Source organism: Lacinutrix salivirga (assembly GCF_053604675.1).
The window spans coordinates 79,427-102,536 of sequence record NZ_JBSHNP010000141.1; the positions used below are offsets into that span (position 1 = coordinate 79,427).

General features: G+C 37.2%; 22 protein-coding genes and 1 pseudogene. 6 read left to right on the top strand and 17 right to left on the bottom strand.

Annotated elements, in window-relative coordinates; genetic code table 11:
* Positions 1-3 precede the first annotated feature (3 nt).
* Positions 4-327: a hypothetical protein gene (locus ACVC5O_RS14210; protein WP_452222151.1), complete on the bottom strand. Its 324-nt coding sequence runs from the start codon at positions 325-327 to the stop codon at positions 4-6.
* Positions 327-1,334 (bottom strand): DUF7192 family protein, encoded by a 1,008-nt coding sequence (locus tag ACVC5O_RS14215; RefSeq protein ID WP_452222152.1) that lies wholly within the window; start codon positions 1,332-1,334, stop codon positions 327-329. The genes ACVC5O_RS14210 and ACVC5O_RS14215 overlap by 1 nt, the downstream gene beginning before the upstream one ends.
* 123 nt (positions 1,335-1,457) lie before the next feature.
* Between ACVC5O_RS14215 and ACVC5O_RS14220 the strand changes: the two genes are divergently transcribed.
* The 5 genes from ACVC5O_RS14220 (at position 1,458) to ACVC5O_RS14240 (ending at position 5,398) form a co-directional block, all read left to right on the top strand.
* The gene (locus ACVC5O_RS14220; protein WP_452222153.1) at positions 1,458-1,868 is read left to right on the top strand and encodes a hypothetical protein; all 411 of its coding nucleotides are present in this window, start codon (positions 1,458-1,460) and stop codon (positions 1,866-1,868) included.
* A gap of 321 nt (positions 1,869-2,189) precedes the next feature.
* Positions 2,190-2,627, top strand: a complete 438-nt coding sequence (locus ACVC5O_RS14225; protein WP_452222154.1) for a hypothetical protein — start codon at positions 2,190-2,192, stop codon at positions 2,625-2,627.
* Positions 2,628-2,631: 4 nt separating this feature from the next.
* Entirely contained in the window at positions 2,632-3,774 is a 1,143-nt protein-coding gene (locus ACVC5O_RS14230) for a DUF3800 domain-containing protein (RefSeq protein ID WP_452222155.1), read from the top strand.
* 3 nt (positions 3,775-3,777) lie between these two features.
* Entirely contained in the window at positions 3,778-4,329 is a 552-nt protein-coding gene (locus ACVC5O_RS14235; RefSeq protein ID WP_452222156.1) for a hypothetical protein, read from the top strand.
* On the top strand, positions 4,319-5,398 hold the full coding sequence (locus tag ACVC5O_RS14240; RefSeq protein WP_452222157.1) for a hypothetical protein: 1,080 nt from the start codon (positions 4,319-4,321) through the stop codon (positions 5,396-5,398). Before ACVC5O_RS14235 ends, ACVC5O_RS14240 begins: the two co-directional genes overlap by 11 nt.
* A gap of 20 nt (positions 5,399-5,418) precedes the next feature.
* Here the strand turns inward: ACVC5O_RS14240 and ACVC5O_RS14245 are convergent, their stop codons facing one another.
* The 5 genes from ACVC5O_RS14245 to ACVC5O_RS14265 are packed head-to-tail and all read right to left on the bottom strand — an operon-like array spanning position 5,419 to position 13,959.
* A complete protein-coding gene (locus ACVC5O_RS14245; RefSeq protein ID WP_015361301.1) occupies positions 5,419-6,369 on the bottom strand; it encodes an AAA family ATPase in 951 nt (316 codons plus the stop codon).
* Positions 6,359-6,547 carry a hypothetical protein gene (locus ACVC5O_RS14250; protein ID WP_452222158.1) on the bottom strand — a complete coding sequence of 63 codons (189 nt, stop codon included), beginning with the start codon at positions 6,545-6,547 and terminating at the stop codon, positions 6,359-6,361. Before ACVC5O_RS14250 ends, ACVC5O_RS14245 begins: the two co-directional genes overlap by 11 nt.
* 29 nt (positions 6,548-6,576) lie before the next feature.
* Positions 6,577-10,836 (bottom strand): strawberry notch C-terminal domain-containing protein, encoded by a 4,260-nt coding sequence (locus tag ACVC5O_RS14255; protein ID WP_452222159.1) that lies wholly within the window; start codon positions 10,834-10,836, stop codon positions 6,577-6,579.
* On the bottom strand, positions 10,829-11,227 hold the full coding sequence (locus ACVC5O_RS14260) for a hypothetical protein (RefSeq protein WP_452222160.1): 399 nt from the start codon (positions 11,225-11,227) through the stop codon (positions 10,829-10,831). Before ACVC5O_RS14260 ends, ACVC5O_RS14255 begins: the two co-directional genes overlap by 8 nt.
* 20 nt (positions 11,228-11,247) lie before the next feature.
* Positions 11,248-13,959 carry an N-6 DNA methylase gene (locus ACVC5O_RS14265; RefSeq protein ID WP_452222161.1) on the bottom strand — a complete coding sequence of 904 codons (2,712 nt, stop codon included), beginning with the start codon at positions 13,957-13,959 and terminating at the stop codon, positions 11,248-11,250.
* A gap of 378 nt (positions 13,960-14,337) precedes the next feature.
* Here ACVC5O_RS14265 and tnpA point away from each other — a divergent pair.
* A pseudogene (tnpA, locus tag ACVC5O_RS14270) lies at positions 14,338-14,775 on the top strand (IS200/IS605 family transposase).
* 243 nt (positions 14,776-15,018) lie between these two features.
* Here tnpA and ACVC5O_RS14275 read toward each other — a convergent pair.
* From ACVC5O_RS14275 to ACVC5O_RS14320, 10 genes are all read right to left on the bottom strand, one after another.
* Positions 15,019-16,254: a thioredoxin family protein gene (locus tag ACVC5O_RS14275; RefSeq protein WP_452222162.1), complete on the bottom strand. Its 1,236-nt coding sequence runs from the start codon at positions 16,252-16,254 to the stop codon at positions 15,019-15,021.
* A gap of 2 nt (positions 16,255-16,256) precedes the next feature.
* Positions 16,257-17,273, bottom strand: coding sequence for a helix-turn-helix domain-containing protein (locus ACVC5O_RS14280; protein ID WP_452222163.1), 1,017 nt, complete (start codon positions 17,271-17,273; stop codon positions 16,257-16,259).
* 3 nt (positions 17,274-17,276) lie between these two features.
* Positions 17,277-18,050 carry a hypothetical protein gene (locus ACVC5O_RS14285; RefSeq protein WP_452222164.1) on the bottom strand — a complete coding sequence of 258 codons (774 nt, stop codon included), beginning with the start codon at positions 18,048-18,050 and terminating at the stop codon, positions 17,277-17,279.
* 293 nt (positions 18,051-18,343) lie between these two features.
* Positions 18,344-19,171, bottom strand: a complete 828-nt coding sequence (locus ACVC5O_RS14290) for an alpha/beta hydrolase (RefSeq protein ID WP_452222165.1) — start codon at positions 19,169-19,171, stop codon at positions 18,344-18,346.
* Between the two features lie 19 nt (positions 19,172-19,190).
* The gene (locus tag ACVC5O_RS14295) at positions 19,191-19,397 is read right to left on the bottom strand and encodes an MBL fold metallo-hydrolase (RefSeq protein ID WP_452222386.1); all 207 of its coding nucleotides are present in this window, start codon (positions 19,395-19,397) and stop codon (positions 19,191-19,193) included.
* A 359-nt stretch (positions 19,398-19,756) separates the two neighbouring features.
* Positions 19,757-20,923 carry a glycosyltransferase gene (locus ACVC5O_RS14300; protein ID WP_452222166.1) on the bottom strand — a complete coding sequence of 389 codons (1,167 nt, stop codon included), beginning with the start codon at positions 20,921-20,923 and terminating at the stop codon, positions 19,757-19,759.
* A gap of 1 nt (position 20,924) precedes the next feature.
* Positions 20,925-21,206, bottom strand: a complete 282-nt coding sequence (locus ACVC5O_RS14305; RefSeq protein ID WP_452222167.1) for a hypothetical protein — start codon at positions 21,204-21,206, stop codon at positions 20,925-20,927.
* A complete protein-coding gene (locus tag ACVC5O_RS14310; protein WP_452222168.1) occupies positions 21,206-21,694 on the bottom strand; it encodes a hypothetical protein in 489 nt (162 codons plus the stop codon). The genes ACVC5O_RS14305 and ACVC5O_RS14310 overlap by 1 nt, the downstream gene beginning before the upstream one ends.
* Before the next feature lie 3 nt (positions 21,695-21,697).
* Positions 21,698-22,954, bottom strand: a complete 1,257-nt coding sequence (locus tag ACVC5O_RS14315) for a hypothetical protein (protein WP_452222169.1) — start codon at positions 22,952-22,954, stop codon at positions 21,698-21,700.
* The gene (locus ACVC5O_RS14320; protein ID WP_452222170.1) at positions 22,941-23,102 is read right to left on the bottom strand and encodes a hypothetical protein; all 162 of its coding nucleotides are present in this window, start codon (positions 23,100-23,102) and stop codon (positions 22,941-22,943) included. The genes ACVC5O_RS14315 and ACVC5O_RS14320 overlap by 14 nt, the downstream gene beginning before the upstream one ends.
* Positions 23,103-23,110: the final 8 nt, after the last annotated feature.

Sequence of the window (23,110 nt, forward strand, 5' to 3'; positions counted from 1 at the left end):
TTTCTATAATTTATGATCTATGGCAAATTGTTGATGGTACAGCGGCTCCAGCGACCAGATAAACTCGTTTGCTTCGTCCTGATCTGCATAATGAACGGAGCACATTTGCGATGTCCCATCCGTTTGGAAACATTCATATCGATATTGCTGCACCGGATTATCTTCGTTAGATATATCTATGCTCGTCCAGCGCAGGATGAGTGAGTTTTCTCGCTGTCGCGAAAGCATAATCTCAAAATCCCTACATTGTTCTTTGCACGCTTTATTGATTTCAACAGCTCTGTCCATAATAGCGTCTATCACGCTTTGTTTCAATTTCTTTTTCATCAGGCAGCGAGTTGGTTTTTATAATTTTCTATGATCTGGGTCACTTCCTTGACTGCGGTTTCCATCGCGTAACTTTGTTCAAACACGAAGCCTTTTGGGTTGATCGCTTTCGCGAAAGCGGTACCCATTTGAGCCGTAATCGATCCCAAACCAGACGGAATCGTCAAGCCGAAATAGTTGCTCAACGCTACTAAACTTTTAAAACCACGATATCTAAAATAGCGCGGATCGCTACTGATAAGCAACAACTGATTCTTGTCCAGTCTGTCTTGAAAACGCTTGACACGCACACAAGCCATTGCCACTTGATTGCTGAAAGACGTGCCCAAAAGCACATTAACTTCTACAGAAATGCCACGCAGTTCCAGAAAGTCAACCAACTCAGCACAGGCAAGCCCAACATAAAGCAATTGATTGCCCTTCACATTAGCATTTGCACCGGCCATTATATACAGTTGCACCGATGGATAACTCATCTGCTTATCCTGAAAATAGGCGTACACACTTTTTACCGAAGTAGATATCTGATGATTGCGTAGTTCTATATTCATCTGGCTCACGGCGGTACTGACTGGCGTTTGGGTATTTACAGGAAAGTCCTTGTACATCGCCATCGCAGCACGCTCAAAAGAGAACACGCCAAGACCGCGATTGTTGTACGCCATTTTAGGTTTGGGCAATACAGAATCCTGTAGATAGTCTAAATAAGTCGCCAGTTTATCTTTAATCTGCGGTTGAATTTTCTGCGCCAGTTTCATTCCTAAAAAGGTGCGATGTTTTTCAAGTTCTTTCACATCTTTTGGCGTAGGTGTACCGTACCAGTCGGTACCAAAATTTAAGTTTTGGGATGTGCTTTGTACCACATTGTTCCATCGTGAAGCATTGCTACTGGACAGTTGCTGGATCTCGTGATCTACAAACGCATTAAAGGCAAACACACTATCAAACAAGAGATAGTTGTATTTGCCACTGTCACTCTGGGCGATATGTTTTTGTGGTCGACTCACGTAATTCTTTTAAAAATAGAATTAGTGGTGTGAGTTGTTTGAGGATGGGATTGTAGTTTGGGACGTTGATTTTTTTGAGTAGGTAGTAATTAAATTATCTTGTGATGGATTTCAAACACAAATATGGGTAAACTTACGGAAAATAGAACTATTGAACTTCTTATGCCTCACTTAGAAAATCAAGGTTATTCAATAGAAAGCTATTGCTTAGGACAAACAAGAGGATACGATATTGTTGCTCTACGCAACAATAAAAAACTTTTAATCACAGTAAAAGGAGCAAAAGCACACAAAGATTCCCCAACCAAAAGACGAGATTTTTTTAACTCAGGACAAATCAAGACTCATTTGGGAAAAGCTATTATTAAATGTCTGGAGACAAAAGTGTCTTATCCTGATGCAATTATTGCAATCGCTCATCCAGAAGATGAACAGATTAGAAAAGCAATAGGTAGTATTGTACCTGAATTAAATAAGATAGGAATTATTCATTATTGGGTCAGTGCAGATGGATCTGTCGAAGTAAAATCTTAAAGAGTGATGACAGACAATACATTTCGCAACTCAATCAATAGGTTATTTAATTTTCTAAAAGAAAATAGACATCACAACCACCTGGTCCAATCCAAATCCTATAAATCCTTTTTAGAGCCATTTGAATCTACTGAAGACAAGGTCTACTCCTTGTTACATCATATTGCAAACACTCAAAGCCAGCCCAATCTTGACAAGTTATCAGACTTCTTTCAGAAGGTTTATAAAGGAAAGAATAACTTAAGTTCTTTAAAAGATTTTATCCTATTACTCAATCCAAATAATACAAATAAATTCAATTATCAAGACTTATATGAGTCAATGATCTCACAAAGCGGTTGGGGAAAGAAAACTTCTGCTTTATTTACTAAAACAATATATCATTTGCATAATGGTCAATATGATGGTGCATTCAAAATTTGGGACGATGCACCAACAAAAATTGATGTCAATGAAAAAATATATCTTCCCGTTGATGCAGTTATTGAGGCCATATTTTACAAATTGAATCCTGCAATTAAATGGAACTTTGATAAAATCAACAAGTATTTGCAAAACCTGTATTCTTCAGAACAAATGGAAGTTTGGGACGATCTTTGGTTTTGGGGTTTTATATCTCAAAAGGGTTCTGGATTAAAACGTGATTTTGTATGGAACGAACAAAAATATTGGTGCTTGCTTAATACAGACAAAAATGCTGATGAGATTTTAAAGATTAAATCGAAAAGCACTAAATTCCTATTACTTTTTGAAAACTAATTTTATGAAAACTGAAGAACAGGAGCCTACAGACTTTGAAACAGAAAAAATTAGAGACGCAACTTTATCAAGTGCTCCTCACGTCAATTTTGATGAAGTATGCCATTTCTACTATGACGAAACGAACAATTTCGGAAAGGTTTACATAACCCAAGAAGAGTTTAATGTTTCCATTGACAGTAACTTTGTATTAGGTGGCATCATAGATAATGAAGAACTTATAGAATTTGAAGAGTTCAGAAAGTCCTTGAAACTTCAGGCAAATGTAAATGAGTTAAAATTCAAAAATATAGCAACCGGTTCTTTTACTGACTGCTTAAAGTCGTGGAAGTTCAAAATGTATTTAGAATTTATAACAGACAGTGAATTTGATGTTCATTTTTCATCTCTCAATATATTATACTTCGGGATTGTAGATATTGTTGATTCGGCCATAATGAATGATAAATCAATATTTGATAAGGGTCCGCAGTTTATAGATAAGTTAAAGGACGTAATCTATCAAGTCATTAGAAAAGAAATTGAGAAAGCCCAGCAGATTTTTTTTAGTTATAATTACCCTAACATTAAAGGAGAAGATTTAGAGAATTTTGCAACTGATTTATTCAATCTACTTAAGGACTATAAAGAGGATGAAGAATTTTCAGAATACTTAAAAGTATTTATAAACGCAGTCAATGATTCTGAAGAGCTAGTATTTATTCAAAATGAAGAAGATTTGCAAATTATCAAGGACTTTTCGCATTTCTATCTCAGACCAATATATCTTTTCAACAAAGCAACGCATACTTTTGATGAAGAAATTGTTATAGAAAAAATAATAAAAAAATATAAACTACTTTACAAATCAAAAGAGCTTTCTAAATACTCATTTGTAAAATCTCAAGATTCCATACTTATTCAGTTGTCTGATATTTTTGTAGGTATATGTGGTAAATTATCAAATTTCATCATAACCAAAACCACTGAAGAAATTACTGCTGAATTTGAAAAAATGAATGATCTTCAAAAAGAGAACCTTAAGCTTTATTTTCAATTGATTTCTAACTCCAGAGATAAAAACCCAGGTTTTATTCATTGGACTAGTCCAATAAGTGAGGTTATTAAAACAGAGCATTTAGAAAAACTAGCTTCAAATTTCAAATAAATTATGGAAAACACTCATAAATTAAAAAAGAAACTACTGAAAGAAAGAGGTACTGAAAATTTCCACTTAGCACTCGAAGAACTGCAACCAGATGTAGCCAGAAAAGTTGTAGAGAGCTTAACTCCAGATGAAATCTATGTAAAAGTAAATCATAGAACTTTTGAAGAAGATTATATCTGCGATTACATAGATTATTTATGGGACATTAGTAGTAAGGCTTTTTGGAGGCACGTCTACCACGTTTTAGATGAAGAGGAAGGCATTTTGTTCGGTGGTGATATGATCTACTTTGGCAGAATGTGTGACAATCTTGTTCCTAAAAAAATATTATTCAAGCTTATTTACCTTTATTCAAATAGAAATAATGACAATTTCAATATAGATGAAATGGGAGTTGCTGCTATAGGTTGTGTACTGAGGGCGCAAACTAAGAAGTTTGATAGATGGAAAACTATAAAAAAGCATTTAAGATCGAATTATAGCAACCATAAAATTTTAAAAAAAGAGATAAAAAAATTGACTAAAACTAAATGCACCTACTACTTTGGATTCTGAAAACTACAACCATTTTACGATTAGTTATATTGAAGCAATACTAAGAAACCTTGATATAAGGATATTAAACGGATCAGTACAATTTTTCCCTGATACAACTTCGGTTAGTGACTTTGATAAACTCAAGTTAGATCTCGATAAAATTTGGGAAAAATCAGAATCTGCTATTGACATTCTAAAGGATAAAATAGACGCAGTTATACAAAATGGCCTTTTTGGATTGGTAGATGATTTCGAACTTGCTTTGAGAACAGGCTACCTGTTAGGCGACCGTGTTGTGATGCTTGACTATGTTTATGAACGTATTCTTTATAAAAGAAAAATAAAATCGTCTGAAATACTAAGAATTGGAGACCTATGCAAAAACTTAGTACTGGCTTTAGATTTAGCAAAATCAGGTAGATTCGTTATAATACCTAACCCATTTTCTTGGAATAAGAAATCAAAAAAACTAATTAATAGAGTTTTTAAAACTTCAAACGCTAATGCACAAACAATAACATTATTGAATATGCTCTCTATAGCAAATAAATGTAACTTAAACCCATATACAATAGCAGAATCAGACAAAGAATATCAACGTATAGTTAATGATGATGCGGAATTGATATTTAAACAGAATTTGAGTGAGGCAGGTAATATTTATGATAAACTTCTCAGTTCGCTATTGACTGAGAAAATATTAAAAAGTGCTGAGTTTGATCTTGATACTAGAATTTCATTAACAAAATTCGCTTCAATAATTGAAAGTGAAAAAGGTTTTTATCAAGATTACCTATCAACAATTACAAAAGGAGGAAAAAGTGACGCTGAATATAATATCAAAAATATTATAGAGGATGTAAACGACTATTTAAAAAGCAGCAAAAAAGTTAAGGCCGTTAATGGAATTAAGAAAATAGGAAAACTTTCTACAACAACCGCAGCAGTAGTTACGATTATTGGTGGTATCGCTACGCTAAATCCTGCGCTTATGACCATTGGCTCATCCTTAGGATTAGTTTCGCCTTTTACAGATTGGTTTAACGATATATCGATAAACAAAACAGCAACTATATCTGTTTTCTAAAAGCTAAAGATAAAATAACCCTACCCAATCCGCCTCTTAAACTCCTTAATAAATTCAGCCTTCATCACACTGCCTTTATAGGAATTAAGAAATCCTTCCAGATTCACTTCTGTTTTTATGTGCTCCGCTTTTTCTTTGTTCATTGCAAGGAAATAGCTATGAAGTGCATCTTTCAACGTTTTGCCATTAGGCATTTTGCGATAGGTCTTTCCAAACTCATCTTTCATTCCTGTTTCGCGCTTCATTTCGAGTTCGTAAGCGCGTTCTAGGTTGAGCATTGTACGCAAGGTCATTATATCTTCAGTATCGTCATCACCACCTTCTTTTCCTTCGTAACGTAGGATGGATTTACGTATCTCCAGACAAATATTCACTACTGGCGGATAAACGAGCTGCCGCTCTAAAGTTTCGTTGAATCCTATGCGATAGATGCAACCGCTAAAACGATCTAAAAGTGACGCATCCTGTTTGTTGTTTCCAACGTAGTTACCACTCGCTCCTTTACCAATCACGTTACCAGTAGCAATACAACCAAAGTTGCGGTGCTTTACGACTGGCTCATTCTTACCATTAAAAATAATAGCGTCTTCTTTGGCGCTCTTAGCCAGAGCATCATTGAGTAACCCTGCGGTATTAGCGTCCAACTTTGGCATTTCATCCAGAATCAAGATTTTTCCATCACGCCAGGCTTCGATCAATGCACCTTCTTTGTAGCCTGTAATGGTTTGACCGCCTTTAATATCGATAGGCGATGTCCATTGGTTGCAATTCACGATAGTAAAAGGCAATTCTTGTCCATCATTTTCAGACCTTCCATTGATAGCATAGGCAATCTTTTCGCCTAACGTAGTTTTTCCAGTTCCGGCACTTCCAACTAAATATGGATTATTCCCAACACTCAGATCATCCATCACTTTCATAAATTGCGGAATCTGTTGTACTTCTGGGATATCGAGTTTTCTATTTGTCATACTTGCGTGATTTTTTAAAAAGTGTATCTGCGGCAGCGTTGGCTTCTTTCTTTGTAGAATAAATGGCCACGATCATTTGAGCATCCATACCACGTCTAAATTTATTTTTTAGCTCTTGCATCGTTGTTGGTTTTCCACTAAAAATACCTTTACGCGTATTGTAGAATGGACTGTACAAAACGTACATTTTATTTGGGTTCACTTTCATTAGATCTCGACGATTTGTAATTGATTTAAGATTTCATCAATGGCAGAAATTTGTGCAATGGTGTCTTCATAAAAGATGCGACCAAGATCCTGTGCCGTATAATCGCCAAAAACAAATTCGGCGTTACCATCTTCGTGTGGATGGTTTAAGATGAAATACCCCAATCTCTCTATAGCATCGTGTAGCGGTAATCTTTTTGCATCACCAACGATGTTATTAAAATCATCTTTCAAACCTGATGTGAGCGTTTCTGTTTTCCAAAGCTGATACGGTTCTTCCACATTTTTAAAGACAGGAATCAATGAATAATTAAACTTTTCCTTATCTGAAAGTGGTCTGTTGTAAATAACTAAACCATACGCATACTGTGAATTCGGCTCTTCATAACTCACAAAGCCAGTCGTAGGATTGCTTCCTTGGCCATACGCACGACCCAATCGGTATTTATAGCTGCCAGAAGTGGATTTTGTCTTCGACTTCCAGTCGGCTTCATTTTCAATTTCCCAATCTTCAAGTTCGCGAGCGTGTCCTAAGAATTGAACACCAAACGCATCCAAACGGTTCAGAAACAACTGCAACTTTTCTATATGTAACGCTGCCGTCATATCGCCAGCGTTCTGCACAAAATCTGGTAGCTCATCGTTTGATTGTCCTTCAGCACGTTTTAAAAACGAACGCAGCTTCTCATCAATAATAGCCGAGTACAAATCCTTTTTATCCAGGTACAACTGAAAATAATTTTCACTTATTCGCTTAACGCGAAAGTTGAGCTTATGATCTGCAAAGAAGTCATCTATTTCCAGTTTCCGAATGATATTGAATGCTTCAGAAATAGGCAGTACTGCGGAATTTGCTTCACCATCCTTACCAAAATCGCGATGTAGCAAAATGCCGTTTTTGATGGTTCCTTCTTTGGTATTGTATTTAATGAGCTTGTTCTGTGTGCCTATCTGGTTGGATGCACCCACAATATTCTCCGTAAGGATGTGACGGCGTTCTCTTTTAGAAGATGCTTTTTTAATCAGCTCATTCCATTCCAGATTGACCATCTGTACATCTGCTTCGGAAATGTCACGGCTTTCCGTAAAAATCTGTGAGATAAAACTCTGCTCTGCTGGTTGCAGACTATAGGTCAGGATTTTTCGTGAATCTGTGACGCCAAATTTCAAACTGATGTTACTCAACGTATATGGATTCTTACCAGACTTGCCAATACTCACGCCCAGAAATATTCCCCAAGATGGATTGATGGTTGTCCCAATAAACGGAACACGCACCACGTCGCCAATGTTCCACATTGTGATATACCTAACGATAGAACGCTTCGTATTCTCCAAGCCTGCCACATAAGTGGCGAGCTGAGATGTCTTGGCGTGAATGATTTCTTCCAGCTTTGTCCAGTCAGACTGAATACGCTCATTTTCCTTTTCAGTATCGCCGCTACCACGTTGCGGTAGATCGTCGCGATCTTCTTTCAACCTATTTATGACATCAAGCTTTTTTGCTTTACGCTCTTCAATAAGCAATGGATATTTCTCATTGATGGCATCTACCATTTTCATTCGTACTTGAACAGGTTTCTGTCCTTCGAGTGAGTCTGTGATACGTTTATCAATGTCTTGTTTAGTAAAGGGTCGTTTTAGATTATTGACAATCGTAATATCGCGCACCGTGTCTTTCCCAAATGGTGTAGCACCACCTTGACCTTTCTGAAACAAAAAACGTTTCTTGGTTTCGGCATCAAGTGGCAGGAACTCTGTTTCCAGATCATAAGTTCCTTGTTGTTTTTCAAGTTTGATCTGATGGTCGTAGCGTTCCAGAAGATCATCATAAAGTGCATCTTGTTCTTCAACTTTCAGCAATCCAGCTCTACCAGTCAACTGACGTACAGCTCCATCTTTAAAACCATTACGCTCATAGCGTATATAGCCATTTTTATCTGTTTTCTTTTGATACGTTGGATAACCCAATTGCTCCATCATTTCCTGGTTCTCATCTACCCAATTCCACGCAGCGATATCGCCATATTTATTTAAGAAATCAGCACTTTTTAATGTTTCATCATTGGTTTTTTGTGAGCCTGTGGTATTGGCATCCAGCGATTTCAATTTCGCCTTGAGCATAGTCATCAACCGTTTTTCCGTTGGGATGTCGCTTGTGATGTAATAGTATTCAGGTAATACTACTTGACCAGTACGATTGATACGACCACGCTTTTGAACTTCAGTATTGATATCTAATTCAAACTGATGCACGATCATCGCACGCTGGCGCTGATCCTTAAAATCTTTACTTGCGTGCGCCGATGAGCCTGTAGAACCACTCTGATTAATCAGCAGCACATCATAATCGCCACTATTGAACATTCTAAAAGAGCGCTCTGTATTACTGCGGAAGGATTGCACCACAGCTTCGTCGCCTTCTATCGCAATGCGCTGATTACGACCTGTGACTTCGGCAACTTTAAAATACAAATCAGTATGACCGCCAAGATGTTTTGGTTTTTTCTCCTTCTCGATGAAGTGAATCAACTCATCAATAGGCGAGATTGAAAGTCCTGAACTTTCTAAAACCATTCGCTTTTTAATGTCTTTGTATTTCTCAATACCTTTTTGCGATAGCTCTTCCAGTTCTATGCGTTCACGTGTTTTTGAGCCATCAATTGCGGTATAACTGTAATTGAAAATTCCGTCAAGACCGCGAACCAAGGTTCTCACAAAATCCATCTGTTCCTTGGGAATCACATCTCCACTTACCAAGTTCATCTCTTTCAAAAATGCACCCATTGTTGACTTAAAAGCAATCACGACCTTCTTGTTTTCCTTCAATAATTTAATGGTGTGATCTACCACATCCTTTACCTTAAGCGCAAATAGCATTTGGTCAACGATATTGAACACTCTGGAAAAGTATGGCGATTGCTTTACGCCAAGACTCCTTGGTTTAGAAGACATATGCTCTCCTTGCGCTTTCGCGGAAGCGTGAATATCTGCCAAAACAGGCGCGACAAATTCCTGTTCAAACTGAACAACTTCATTCATCAAGGAAATGATACTATTGACACTCGCACGGCTGATGCTGCGCTGTGGTTCTGCATCGAGCGTGATATAATCTACTTTGATACCTTCATTTGATCTTTGCCTACGAATGAGCTGACCACTTTCGGAGAGGTTGGACGCCACAATTTCCTGAAGCGCCAGTCCTCCGCTGGTCATAGAACGTACAAAACTTGCATCGGTCAGTCCAGTTTCGGCAATAGCGGTTTTCTTTGCATAAAACGGCATCACTTCGGGATATTTGGCGAACGTAGCACTTAAAAAGCAACAGGCTTTGGTTTGTGGTAATACGTTGCGCATCCACGTCCCAATGATGGAATCAAAACCACCTGCCATATGCGACTCATCGAGAATAAATATGACCTTCTTATATTTCTTGCTGCCTTCCAGACCATTGTTGACCATACTTTCCAGCCACAATCTTTTGTAAGGATGTGCAGACTGTACCTGTGAATAGGTGCAAAAAATCATATCGTAGCCTACAGGCAAATGGTCTAAGGTTTCCGTGATAGTGATAAATGGCACCTTATCTGGATCTGGTAAATTCTTACCGATTTTCTTGTGCCACTCAATAGACTCGATGCTTTCTGTGGGATACTCTTTTTCTGTGGTAATCAGGTCATATTGTGCCTTGCTGCTCATCGGTGTAAAGACCACATTACCTTGGGCATCTTTTACCTTTGAATCTGTATCGGTGTTGACGATAAATGGGCGGATGTTGTCAAAACCAATCGCTTTGAGATCGCGGTACATATCTGTAAAAAGGTCTGGCTTTTTGGTAAAGAAAACGGGAAGAAAGCCCTGCATAACTGCGTGTCGTATCACCGCCGCTGCTTGCCTGCCTTTCCCAATTCCCGTTTGATCTGCTATGATAATACCTTGCTCGTTCTCAAATTGCTTGAGATATAATCCCACAGCATCAACTTGTTCTGCACCGAGACCTTTCCACATCTCTTTGGTAGATTCATACTTGAGCTGGTTACGTACATAATTGTCAATGTTGCCTTTGTCCTTTACAATACGATTTAATGACTTTTGTACTTCAAAAGCCATATTGCGCGGGATAAGCGTGTTCATTTTATAAGGCGCTTGCGACTTGGACACATAAGGCACTAATGCCGCTTCCTGAGTTGCAAGTTTTGCAACTTCATCTGCGTTTTGGCTGTATTCAGCTTCCTTGATATCGAGTTCTTCGTTATTCATTCTTGAAAAGTGCTAGTGCTTCCAAGTAACTGCGAAGCGTGGTTTCTGAATACAATTGCACAGCATCTTCCTTATCCATTCCGCCATACATTAATGAGTCTGTAGGCAGGCTGTCGTCCATTTTATCCCAACTTTCTTTGAGCGTCCATAGCGCGGTCTGCATCTTATCGGTTTCCAACAAAAAGCTGGCAATTTCTTCAGTACTCGTCCCATCATTATAGATGACTTCCAAGTACTCTTCGATAAGCGCAATGGGATCATCGCCCATTGCTGTGGCTTGCTCGATGAGTTCGTGTAGCTGGATGAATATGCCTGCTTCGTGATCTTCAAACCTTTCAAATTTTGAAGGATTTGAAACCATAAAAAGTCGTGCCTTAACATCGCCAGACATTAATTGATTGTTATAAAATATCATTGTATTCGTGCTTTTTTAAGTTGCGAGATGAGTGTGTTTAAGTTGGGTATAATGTGTGACTTGACACGTTTCCAGAGATCAAAAAACGTTTCCACCATTGTATCTAAGTCTGGTGCTTTAGTCTGATCTGGCGCAACACCAGATGGTTTTGATTTACGACCACCTACCAGAATAAGCATCGTTTTAGTCACAGCACCTTGCTTATTATAGAGCTTGTAGCTGTTCATATTGATAATATCGTCCACGTGATAATGACGGTATAACCAATTGAAAAATGGACGGTATTTTGCAAACAGCCCATCTTCGCCAAAATAAACGTGACCCATAATGATAATCGCCGCTTTGCCATCATCTTTCATCGTGTGCAACGCCAGTCCAGCCATCAAATGTTCTAGCCTAATATGGTTTGCAATACCACGCTGCTTGTTGAAATATTTATTGGCGATACGCTGCTTATCAAATTTGGACGCTTCCCATCTAGCAAATGGCGGATTGGTCACTACCACATCGTGCACTTTATTCATCACTTCAGGAAAAGGTTCAGCAGCATTGTCATTTGTGATGCGACCAAAACCCTGATACTCTAGCGACTTTTTTCGGCTGGCATCAATCTCGTTTACGTGCGTGATTCGTGGATTTGCACCTACGAGCAATAGACCGTTTCCTGCGCTGGGTTCAAAGATGAATTCTGCATCCTTCATTTGGGTGTATTCTGCAACGATGGCGCCTATGGGACAAGGCGTAGAATATTGCTTATAGAGTTCTTTACTACTATCTGAATAGGCGTATGTCGGCTGCACTTGACTCCAAAAAGAGTCCATTTTACGTAAGCGACTTTCAAAAGGAATTGGCTCTTTGTAGAGCATTTTGTACCACAATAACCAACTCAATTCCACCGCTTCCCAAAGTGCACCTAAATTGGGTGAGCCCGTTTCTTCTTTTAATGCTTCGACTTTCTTTTTTGATGGGCGTTGCGCTTTCGCGAAAGCGGTATGCATCACAGCCACCACACGATCAATATAATCGTTTTTAGTAGTTGATTTTTGAGCCTTTTGCTTTTTGGGAAGTGATTTCGATTTGTTGTCTGGTTTTTGCTGTACTTCCAAATAATCCTGAATATTGGCTTTAGAACGTTCCAAACGATTCATCTGCCATTGCATCTCGTTAAAGGCTTCTTTAGATTTCTTATCCGTTTTGGGTTTACCAGTTTTAGGATTCATATAGTCCAGATGATCTTCTACCAATTGCAGTAACATCGCATCGATAATCTCGATTCCTTTCTGTGGATCTGCGATGGGACGTGAATGTTCTACCACAGACCACCATTTGTGGCTGTTATTCTCGATGTCAATTTCAGCACCCAATGGCGAAACGCTTTTATAACCTGCGTGAATGTTCACATAAGGATAATTGAGATCCGTAGGATAACCGATGGTTGCAAATGCTTCTGGGCCACGATTTTCCCATTCTTGTAAAAGCGTTGAGCGATTTACGGCAATACCATAATCATTGGGATGCGGCATTTGTGAAAGTTGAAAGAGCTCCAAACCAGAAACCTGTTTCAAGTTCTCATCATTTACTGTATAAAGTTGGGGAAACTTAAACTTTAAGAAGTTACCATCGCCTATGGTCAAACTGCCAGACTGGAAAGGCTCGCCAGCGTGAACAGGAACAAGTACATTGGGAACGATATGATCACGATTAAAAATATCTTTGGCAATAGACCTAGCTTCGGTTTCAACTTCTTTTAGCGGAATAAGCTCCAAATCCAAAGATTGATTCAAGCGATTCACTTGCATTAATGCCATCGCCCGATCTTTAATAGCCAGATCGTACACCCAATCTTTAAAATTCTGAAGTGCTTTTAAGAGATGATTCTTAAAATGGATTTCGCTCCATTGATCGGCAGCGTCTTCCAGATCACTTACGGTGGTGGCGATAATGGTTTCAGGTTCGCCATCCAGTTCTTCGGTTTGCTCGTTCAGTTTTTCTATGACTTCCTTTAAAACAGATCTTGTGGAAAGCTCACGTTCTGCATCAGTTTTATAACCAGAATCATTTTCTGGTTCCTTAACGACTTCCTTTTTTTCTTCAGCTCCTTCTATAGGGACTTTGTCAGTTGTTGTATCTCTTTCCTTAGCGACTAGCTCATAATTTTCAGCCACTCCCTTAACAACTTCGTTTTGGGTAGGCACGCTTTCTAAAGCGACCATACCATCAATCACTTTCCCGTCTCTAAACAGGACGCGTGACTTTCTCTTGTAGTTGCGTGGATGTACTTCTATATGTTTGAGCATATCGCCATACTTGCGCATTGCAAAACGGCTGGCTATCTCGTGAGTGACTTTCTTGTAAGAATCGAAAACGACATAGTTTTCCTGTTCTGCTTTTTCCTGCCCCTTAAGGAAGATGGTTACATAGGTAAATTGCCCTTTGTCAATGTTTTCTAAGGACGATTCAAAAGATGGATGGATCAATACTTGTTTCCAATCGCCATCTTTTGCAAATTCCTTTTCCAGCTCTTCTACATAGCGACAGTATGCAGGATGATTGTCAACGTACCATTTCATTGGGTCTGACAGCGTTTCCTTGAAACCAAGTTCCTTTAAATGAAATGCTAGTTCTTTAGGAAGGACTTCGCTAAAATGAAGCTCTATGCCTTTTTTCTGTTTGTTGAATGTACTGGTTAATTGCATTTGTAATCCCAAAATTTGCTAGTCGCTTAGGGACTAGTTTGTGGTGTGTATTGGGATAAATATAGATTTCGCTTCCGCGAAAGTGGCGTAAGGGAAAGGGATTTCGGTACGTTATAGAATTCTATTTTATAGTTAAAAATCAAGAAACCCTAGCTGTTGCTAGGGTTGTGAATTTATGGGTAGGGTAAATTGGGCTGATGTGTGTGTGTTCAGAGCAGAGTGAGCTCAAATTACTGCCACCGTCTCTGTATATGGATCGTAGCGTACAAACTATGAAAATATTTTCGGATGAAGCACTAGCCAAATTTTTTAATTGGTCTCAAAAATAGTTTAAGCTATGCACTTTAGTGCATTTCGCTTTAGCTTCCAAACATACCTACTTTTGTTTTAATCGTTGAAAATCGGAGTAATGGTCATACGGTTTCTCGATTGAATGTGCATTTGGTATGGTGTAAAGAATATCGCTATGGTGTTTTGGCAGGTGACATTCAAGTTCGTTGTCGAACTTTGCTTTTTCAGATTTGTGAAGCAGAGGATGTAACTATTTTGAAAGGTATTGTGTCAAAGGATCACATTCATATGCATTTAGAATATCGTCCATCATCAAGCGTAAGTGGTTTGGTTAAAAAGCTGAAAGGTCGCAGCTCTCGAAAGCTTCAACAAGAATTTCCAGAGTTGAAGAAAAGATATTGGGGGAGGCATTTTTGAGCAATTGGTTACGGTTGATGGAGTACTGGTAATATACTTGATGAGATGGTCAATGATTATCTTGAGCATCACAGGAAGCCTGAAGATCGACATAACAGTAATTTTATATTAAAGAAATAATCGTGGGGTGACTTTAAGTCACCAGCTTAAACTATGGACCTTTCAGTCCATAGTGGTTAATTTTCTTACTACCTATTCTTATCAAGAAGCCAAATTTAAAAATTTGGCGGACTCGCAAATATGCCCTAACTTCGGTTAAATAACTAACTATCTATGAGCTATATACACCTTTATTAGTGGCTGTGCTTTACTCGCTACGTGATTGAACAAATATTTCATATATTATTGTTACAGACTACAACTTTATATTTTATCAAGCAATTTTTGAATACTTGTTGTTTTCTCATTTTCTTTTCTGGCAGCTTCAATTGCTATTTTGGCAATTCTTTTTGTTTCTTGTTTGTCTCCAGTTTTGTAAATAAGATGAGCATAGGTATCTAAATAGGCATAAGTAGGTTCTTCATTTGTTACTTCTTGCATCCAATCAAGACATTTCTTTATAATATTTTGGTCATCACACTGTTCGTAAACCTGCCAACTAAAATGGTTAATGTAACCATTGTCAAACTTACCTTTATCTTTTAGCTTTTTATTGATTTCCAAAACTTCATCCCATTTGTTTTGGGCTTTTAAATAATCTTTTTCAAAAGATGGTAGCAGGTCGTCTACCCAACCTTGGCTAAGGGCTTGTTTTGTAAACTCAACTGCTCGGTCGTATTTTTTCTGATTATCTTCTGAGATAGCTTCGTTGAATTTTGCAGAAGTGATAAAGTATAGCAATACTTCCACGTCTTGCTCTCCATAAAGGTCAAAGTACTTTGTTTTGTCTTTCAAAATGATATCTCCAACATTTGAAGGGGCGTCACGGCCAAAGTACAATAGTGTTGTAAAATCTTCTTCTTTAAAAAAATCTTCCTTACTATTAATGAAGTCAACAATATCAGAAGTTTTAGGTTTCGTATCGGTTCTATCGATATAATCGGTGTAAAACTTTGGATACTTGGTCTGGTCTATGGTATTTGAATACCCTTTTAAGTATTCATTTTGGCTGCTCAATTCGATACTTTTTTCTGTGAAGCCCAATACATTTTTACTTAATGTATCAAAATCATTTCCGGGAAACCCGTATTTTCTGTTTACAACATAGCCTTTTGGGTTCAAAACGATAGCAGTTGGATAACTGCTCACGTGATGTTTTTTGGATAAGTGAAAAGTTTTGTCGTTTTCAGCATCATATTTTAATAATATGAAATCTCTTTTAAGAATTTGCTTGATAGAATCATTTTGAAAGACTAATTTATCCAACTTCTTACAGGGTGCGCACCACGTTGTATAAAAGTCAATGAAAATTGATTTGTTTTCCTGAGAAGCAATTTTTAAAGCTTTGGTATAGTCTTGGTCAACAATTACAAGGTCTTGGTTGTTTATTGCTATATCGTGTCCTAAATAATCAAAATCGTCTATTGCCAAAGATGACCTTTTCTCATTTTTGCAACCGAATAACAACATTGATATCACGATTAATTTTATTATTTTCACAACTATTTTGTTTTAATATTAAGAGCCTCTTTCCGAGATTTAATTTTAAGTTTAGTGTAAATACTTCCTATGTGAGATTTTACTGTGGTCAGTTCAATATTACATTCGGCTGCAATTTCTTTATTGCTCATTCCTTGCTGAAGCAAACCAAAAATCTCCCTTTCTTTGACACTCAGTTCATTAATATTTGATTTTGTTCTCTTACGTATAATTAAGAAAACAACTAAGGCTAAGGCAAAGACAATAAAAGCTATAGGCCAGAACCAAACGTTGTATTTCTCATTAGAATTGAACTTAATAGTGTCATTAGAAAAATTTTGTGTAAAAGCATTAAAATACATATCATTCTGTGTCTTCCATTTTGTCAGGTATCGATCATAAAACAATTTATTATCCTGCAGGTCGCTTTGGAAATCAGTTTTGTAAATCGCATACAGAGAAACCAATGGGTTCGAACAGGTATCGGCTACAGTTTTTAGCTTTTCCGAAACGGCTTCAACAATAAATTCTTTTTCAATCATCGTATTCTCATAGTCAATTGAATTGGGATACTCCACCAAACCTTTTATATATTCAAATGTTTTCATATAGTTTGCACCTTCAATCCGCACATTTCTGAAAATAGGCATTGTTGCAGTGTTGAAAATTTTTATTTCTGAATTGTTTTTTGCAATTAAAAACATAAAATTCTCGTTGATACTACCTATTGTTAAAGAGTTAGGCGTTATACCTTTTTTTGCCACGTGAAGTCTTAAAAGTGACCACTTTTGAGATAAGGTATCAAGTTTTATATTGAAGTTCCCATTTTCATCAATGACCGAGCTTGCAACGATTTGACTATTTGAAATTTTATATTCGTTGTTTAAGCCTTCTATCAAAGAAATGTAAATTTGTCTTTCCCAAGAGTCATCCAGAATTAACCTGCCAGACAAGTTACCCAAAGCTTTAGCCTGTGCCTTGGATTGATAGCTCGCAAGAAGTAAACAAACGAGAAATAAAGTTTTTAATACTTGATACATTAACTATTGATTTTTCTTAAGACTGACAGAAAATGCCACTGAACCTTCGGCTTTTATCGGTATAATTTTTATTTGCCAAGTTCCTACTTTTGCTCCAGCAATCTTTTTATCCAATGAACCTGATGTACGAGCCATTTTGTCATTCTTAGAAGTTTTTTTTGGTTGGTATTCTACATTTAACTCTGCTTCTATTTTGCCATCAGGGTTATACATTACCAATTTAACATTACCTGAATAAATATTTGCTCTAACACCAAAACTTATAGTAGTTTCTGAACTTATTTCAAAAGTAATGGGTTCAATATTATCAGTATCTTTTACAAGAGCTACATTTTTGGATAACAGCAGTTCATAATTTTTGCGCCACTCATCAGCCAATTTCCTTTTTTCAGCGGCTTCCTCACGTCGAATTGCTGCCTTATCACGTTCGATTTCAGCAAGTTTCCTTCTTTTTGCGGCTTCCTTACGTCGAATTGCTGCCTTTTCTCGTTCAATCGCTGCTAATCGATGCCGTTCTTTCAAGTTGGCGAAATAAGTAGCTTTTTCCTTTTCGTATTTCAAAAGGCGCTTCTTTACTTCCACTTGCTTTACACCTTCTTTCTCTAATTTTTTAATGAATGCAGTTTTGTGGATTTCCCAACTTTCTTTAGGTGTGAGTACATTGTAGGATTCTGGTGCAAATATAGTTTCCTCGTTAAAAGGGCCGAGATCTTCTTGCGCAAACATAAGGCTGTTGCATACAAGCATGAAAAATAATATAAATGTGTTTTTCTTCATCTTGATAAAATTAAAAGTGAAAATTATTTTGATAGCAAATCTAATTTACACAATCAACAATTTAGGTATGAATAGGGTAGGAAAAAAGTACTAATGAGGTATGAAATACAGAATACTACCGACAATTTCTTTTTTAGACGGGTTTTTGCATTGCCGCTAAAGGTCTTGTGTATGGTTCGTTGCGTGTTTAAGCAACTAATTTAGTAAACAAAAACGAACGCGAGAAAATTCCGAAGGAATTTTCCAAATAAGCAACGACCAAAGTAATTAATTATTCACGGCCTTCAGTTATTTTATTCTATTTTATAATTTCCATTCGCCCATTTTATTTTAGGTTCTATCCATTCTTTTAAAGGTTTGAATAAAAATCCGTGTCCCATGCCTGTATTCAGTTCAATTTCTTTAAAGTTCTCAATCTTACAAGTCGAGTTTTCTTTTCTTTTTTTGGCTGAAACTTCATAAGGGTCAGATTTCTCAAAAATTTTCAAAATGTTTCCACAATAATTGAGTTCAGGAAAATTTTGGATGTCACTTTCTCTATAACTTGCAATAAACACAAAATTTAAATATGGGTTATTTGCTAAAGTCGAAACGTATTGAGCAATATATCCACCTTTTGATGTCCCAACTATAGTTATATTTTTAGGTTTAATTCCTGTCTTAATTAAACTGTCAACTTGGTTTACAATTCTGATTGTATAATCTCTTGCGTTAACATTTTCGTTTCTCTTTTCACTAATTACCTTCAGTCCACTTTTTTCAAATTCTAATAAAATTTCTTTGTACTCTGTTCGTCCGAATTCAGGATGGAATTCCTCCAATTCGTAAGTTTCTAAAAACCTATTGTGAAGAAAGAAAACATATCGTTCGTTGTAAACTTTAAATTGATTAATTGTATAATCCAGAAGTTCTGTTCCTCCGCTTTTTCCGTGCCCCGGAACTACATTTTCTATTTCAGAGAATTCATTTTTGAGTTTCTCAACTGTTTTAGACCAATCCTCTATGCTTGAGTCTGAAAGATTACCTTCTGATGCGTTTAATGATTTGACTAAACAACAACCGAACAAAACTTTTTCACTTGGAACATAACCTACAATGTTATCTTGTGTGTCCTTGTCCAAAATATTTTGCGAAAATAACTTAGTTTTCTATTTGGAATTTATACTCTTTATCAAAACCATTTTGTGATAATATTTCTCTGTTACCTTCTTTCGCAAGTTGAATGGTTTGATTTGTAGCGAAAGATGTAACTCCATTTGATTGAAATTTATTTAATCCGCCTAAACAGTCAATATGAAAATGAGTAACGACAACAGCTTTGATATTTTTCTCTCCAATCCATTTAATTAATTCTGAAGAAGGGTTTTATTTGTTGGTGAATCAAAACGGATAGCTTCATTATCATTAATGTAAATCATACCATTGCAGGGTTTTGTACCCAAACTTTTTGTCTCTAAATAGGAGATATTTTGAAAAACGTTATTGCTAATTCGGTCGATTTGTAAAACAACATATTTATAATTATCATAAACCTGTTTATTTGGTTTATAATAACTAAAAATCAAAGCGATAATTAATAGTTGCAGCAAGTATCTCATAGTTGTGGGCAACTCGTTATATCATCCATAAAAGTACTTTTATCTCTATGAAATTAATAGAATAAAACCTTTTTATGCTATTTGAAGGTCTATCAATCTATAGAATTATCAAATAAACAAATCCTGAAACTTCTGAAGTTGCCTATTCGTAAAATGCTGCTCCATCCAGATAGACTTTAAGGCATTCTTACCCACTTGATCGCGAAGCTCTTTATCAGCTACTAAACGTTGGATAGCGTTTACCCAATCTTCAGCGGTTTCAGCAAGCAATCCTGTTTCTCCTTCCTTAAAGACTTGTCCGGCTGGATGGTATTTTGATGCAATCACAGGAATACCATAAACAGCACTTTCCAATAGCTCAGTGTAAGGCGCACATTGAGAAAAGCGGTTCTTTTCAGAAAGTAAAAGAACTATATCCAGTGACAAATGATTCAGCTTTTTAAAGTGATTTTCAAACGCCACAGGTTTGTGATATTCTATTGATAGTCCTTTAAGAACTAGCTCGCCATTACTGTCTTTTCCATCCCAACCGTAACATACAAATTGAACTCCTTCTTTAAGGACTTCTTTAGTTTTTGCAACTAGTTCCTTAAGGACTAGCAAATCTTCAAGCTGACTTTTGCTGCCTATAATCCCAATCCTGATTGTTTCAGACTCATTACGTTTTAAAGGTGGTATTTCTTCGTATCCTAGTCGTGATACTAGAGAGGGCAATTGTGCAACGTGTGTACTATGATTAGGAAAATTGTCGTGCAGGATCTTTTTATAAAAACTAGCCAATGGTTTTGTCGCAGCTGTAACCACATCCATAGAAATCATATTTGACAATAATTGCTCTTTGTCACGAGTGCTGATTTTACGCGACAATGCGTGACTTTGAGGAATAGCATTGAAGTTTTGATCGATATCCATTACCAATTGTACATCTGGTCGCAATACACGAATCGCTTTTAAAAAGAAATCAATATCTGAAAAGATAACTGGGAAGATCACATAATCTGCCCAGTATAATAGTTTTTCATCAATCAGATTCTCATAATCTTCAAAGCGTTTATTGAAGTTGAAGGTTTCAATAGCGTTAATAATCGCGCAATGTGATGGTGTTTTATTAAGCTCTAAAGCAGGTGTTATCGCACGGTAATACCCTGTGGAATCTAAACGAGGCGATACATACAACAAATGAACTTTATCATCGTCTTCTTCATAATCAGGATATTTTCTGCTGAATAAGGTTTCATTCTTCAGTCGTTCTTTTAATTCTAAAATGGTTCTCATATCAATTGGTTTCAGCATTAATATTTATTTCACTTCCTTCGTAGAATTTGGCGATGCGTTGACCTGTTGCTTTGTCATAGATCTCAATAGTGCCCGCAAGAGGTCCGTATTCTTTTATCTTTTTTCGAAAGCGCGAAAGACCAGTTTCCCTACTTTTAGTTTTTGATAATTTGTGACGCCAGTCGATAGAATACATTGTGCGCACGTTGCCGTCTTTGAACCATACTATCATTTTAGTTTCTGAGTCTTGGCCTAGTTTCCAGCCTTTTTTCTTTTGTTGCATTATTTAAAGTATTTGATAAGTGATAAAAGTGAAATTTCCTTGATATAGGTGTTGTTGTGAAAAGCTTTAACTGTTACAATATCTTGTTTGACATTAAGCCAGATCTGAACATCTTGCTCACAGATTTGATTGGCCGTGGCAAATTCCTTGAGATACTTCTTGATACTGAAGGCAATCTTGTTGCGCACATTGGGTAACGCTGCAATACTATCTTCCAGGAAAAAGTACGCCAGCTCATCTGTGGGGATTTTTTTCAAAGGCACATCCTGATTGTACAGATAAGAGTGAACCTTGTGCTGCTCTTGGTAAATACGCAGATACAATCGCTCCACGGGAAGCTGTTCCCAAGTGGCAATGTGCTCTGTGTAGTTTTTGATATTGTGTGAGATTTTTTTCTCATAGCCAAAGACATCAATAGATATCTCGGCAATCGCTCCCTTGAGTTTGTTGGTCAGGGCAGCGTTTTTCTTTTTGAAAATGCGTTTCATTCGTTAAGTATTGGTGTATAAAAATCGTTGTGTAGAAGGGTTGAGCACACTTGCGTGAAAGTGTTGCAATAGCTCAGGTTGTCCCAGTTTGCCTATTCTCGTCTCACATTGCCTGAAAAGAGCTAATCTTGGTTTCTGTTTGGCAGTATCTTTTTTCTCGTTGTTTAGAAATCTTCGTATTTGCGCTGCAACGATAAGTTTTAGTTGCACTTCTACCTGGCGTTTTTTGTGGTCTCGCCACCATTTTTTTGTGCCGGCAAAACCTGTTTTATTTTTAGGATCAAAGTATTGATTTGGCAGCTGGACGAAGCGACGTTCAGGATCTTTGGCGAGATATTTCCGTACGAGTTCTATGCGATCTACATAGCATTGATGCACATTTGCTAGATGTTTACCGGCTACTGGATCATACCATTGCCAGAGTAATTCTTTACCAATTTTGATTTGTGATTCTGTGAGATAGGTGTCTTGGTAGAGCACATTTCGCGAAAGCGTCCAAAGTGCATTCACATAAACAGAAAGGGAAGCGGAACGAGCCGAATCTCGTGGCAAATTTTCGGCGCCAGTTTGATTTGTGGCTCGATTCCGCGCATTTTCCCCTGCATCTTTAGATTTTTTGGGGCATTTTTTCCCTGTGTATCCTGTAAAAGTGTTGCTAGAAGCGTTGCGTGACGTTGTTTCTCTTGTGAGCGGTAGCGAATTCCTTTTATCACCAAACAGATTTGCTCGGCTTGAGTTATCAACGCCTATTATTAAATTATTTATGTAACCATTGTTACTAGAGTCTGTATGACGACAAGTTGTCGTATGTGTTTTTTTAAGATGTTGATTGTGTGTAGGTTGTAAATTCCGTGAGTCTTGCTCAATTTTGGGCTTATCAACCTGTTTTAAACCGGTTGCTAACAAGATTTTTGGCTCGACCCAGAGGTCATATCCAGAATTGGAACCGTGCCATATTTTATTGATAATAATCCCTGCATCTATAAGTCTTTTTAAGTGACGTTGGATGGTACGAGGACTGGCGTTGCCCAATTTAGCCAACTGTAGATTGTTGGTCTTTAGAGGCGGTAAATTTTGAGGATCAAGTTGTGTGACATTACTCGCTTTCAGTAGGGAAAGTCCGTAAATCTTAATAATATCCTTTGCAGTAGCGGCAATGGCCTGGCGTATGCGGTTGGAAAGTTGATCTGTATTCTGGTTGTGTTCTTTTATATGGTAATCCAATGCTTTAAAGGCGATGGAATAATTAACTATGCTCATTTTTAGGACTGTTATGAAACAGCAAAGTGTGTGCTTTGTCTATCTCACTAGTCGGCTTGTGGTGCTTTTTTAGCATCTCTATTTCTTCCTTGATTTCTTTGATAAGGGTAAGGAAACCTTCGTCAGGGCTATCTTCTGTAAATTTCATTGGTATGA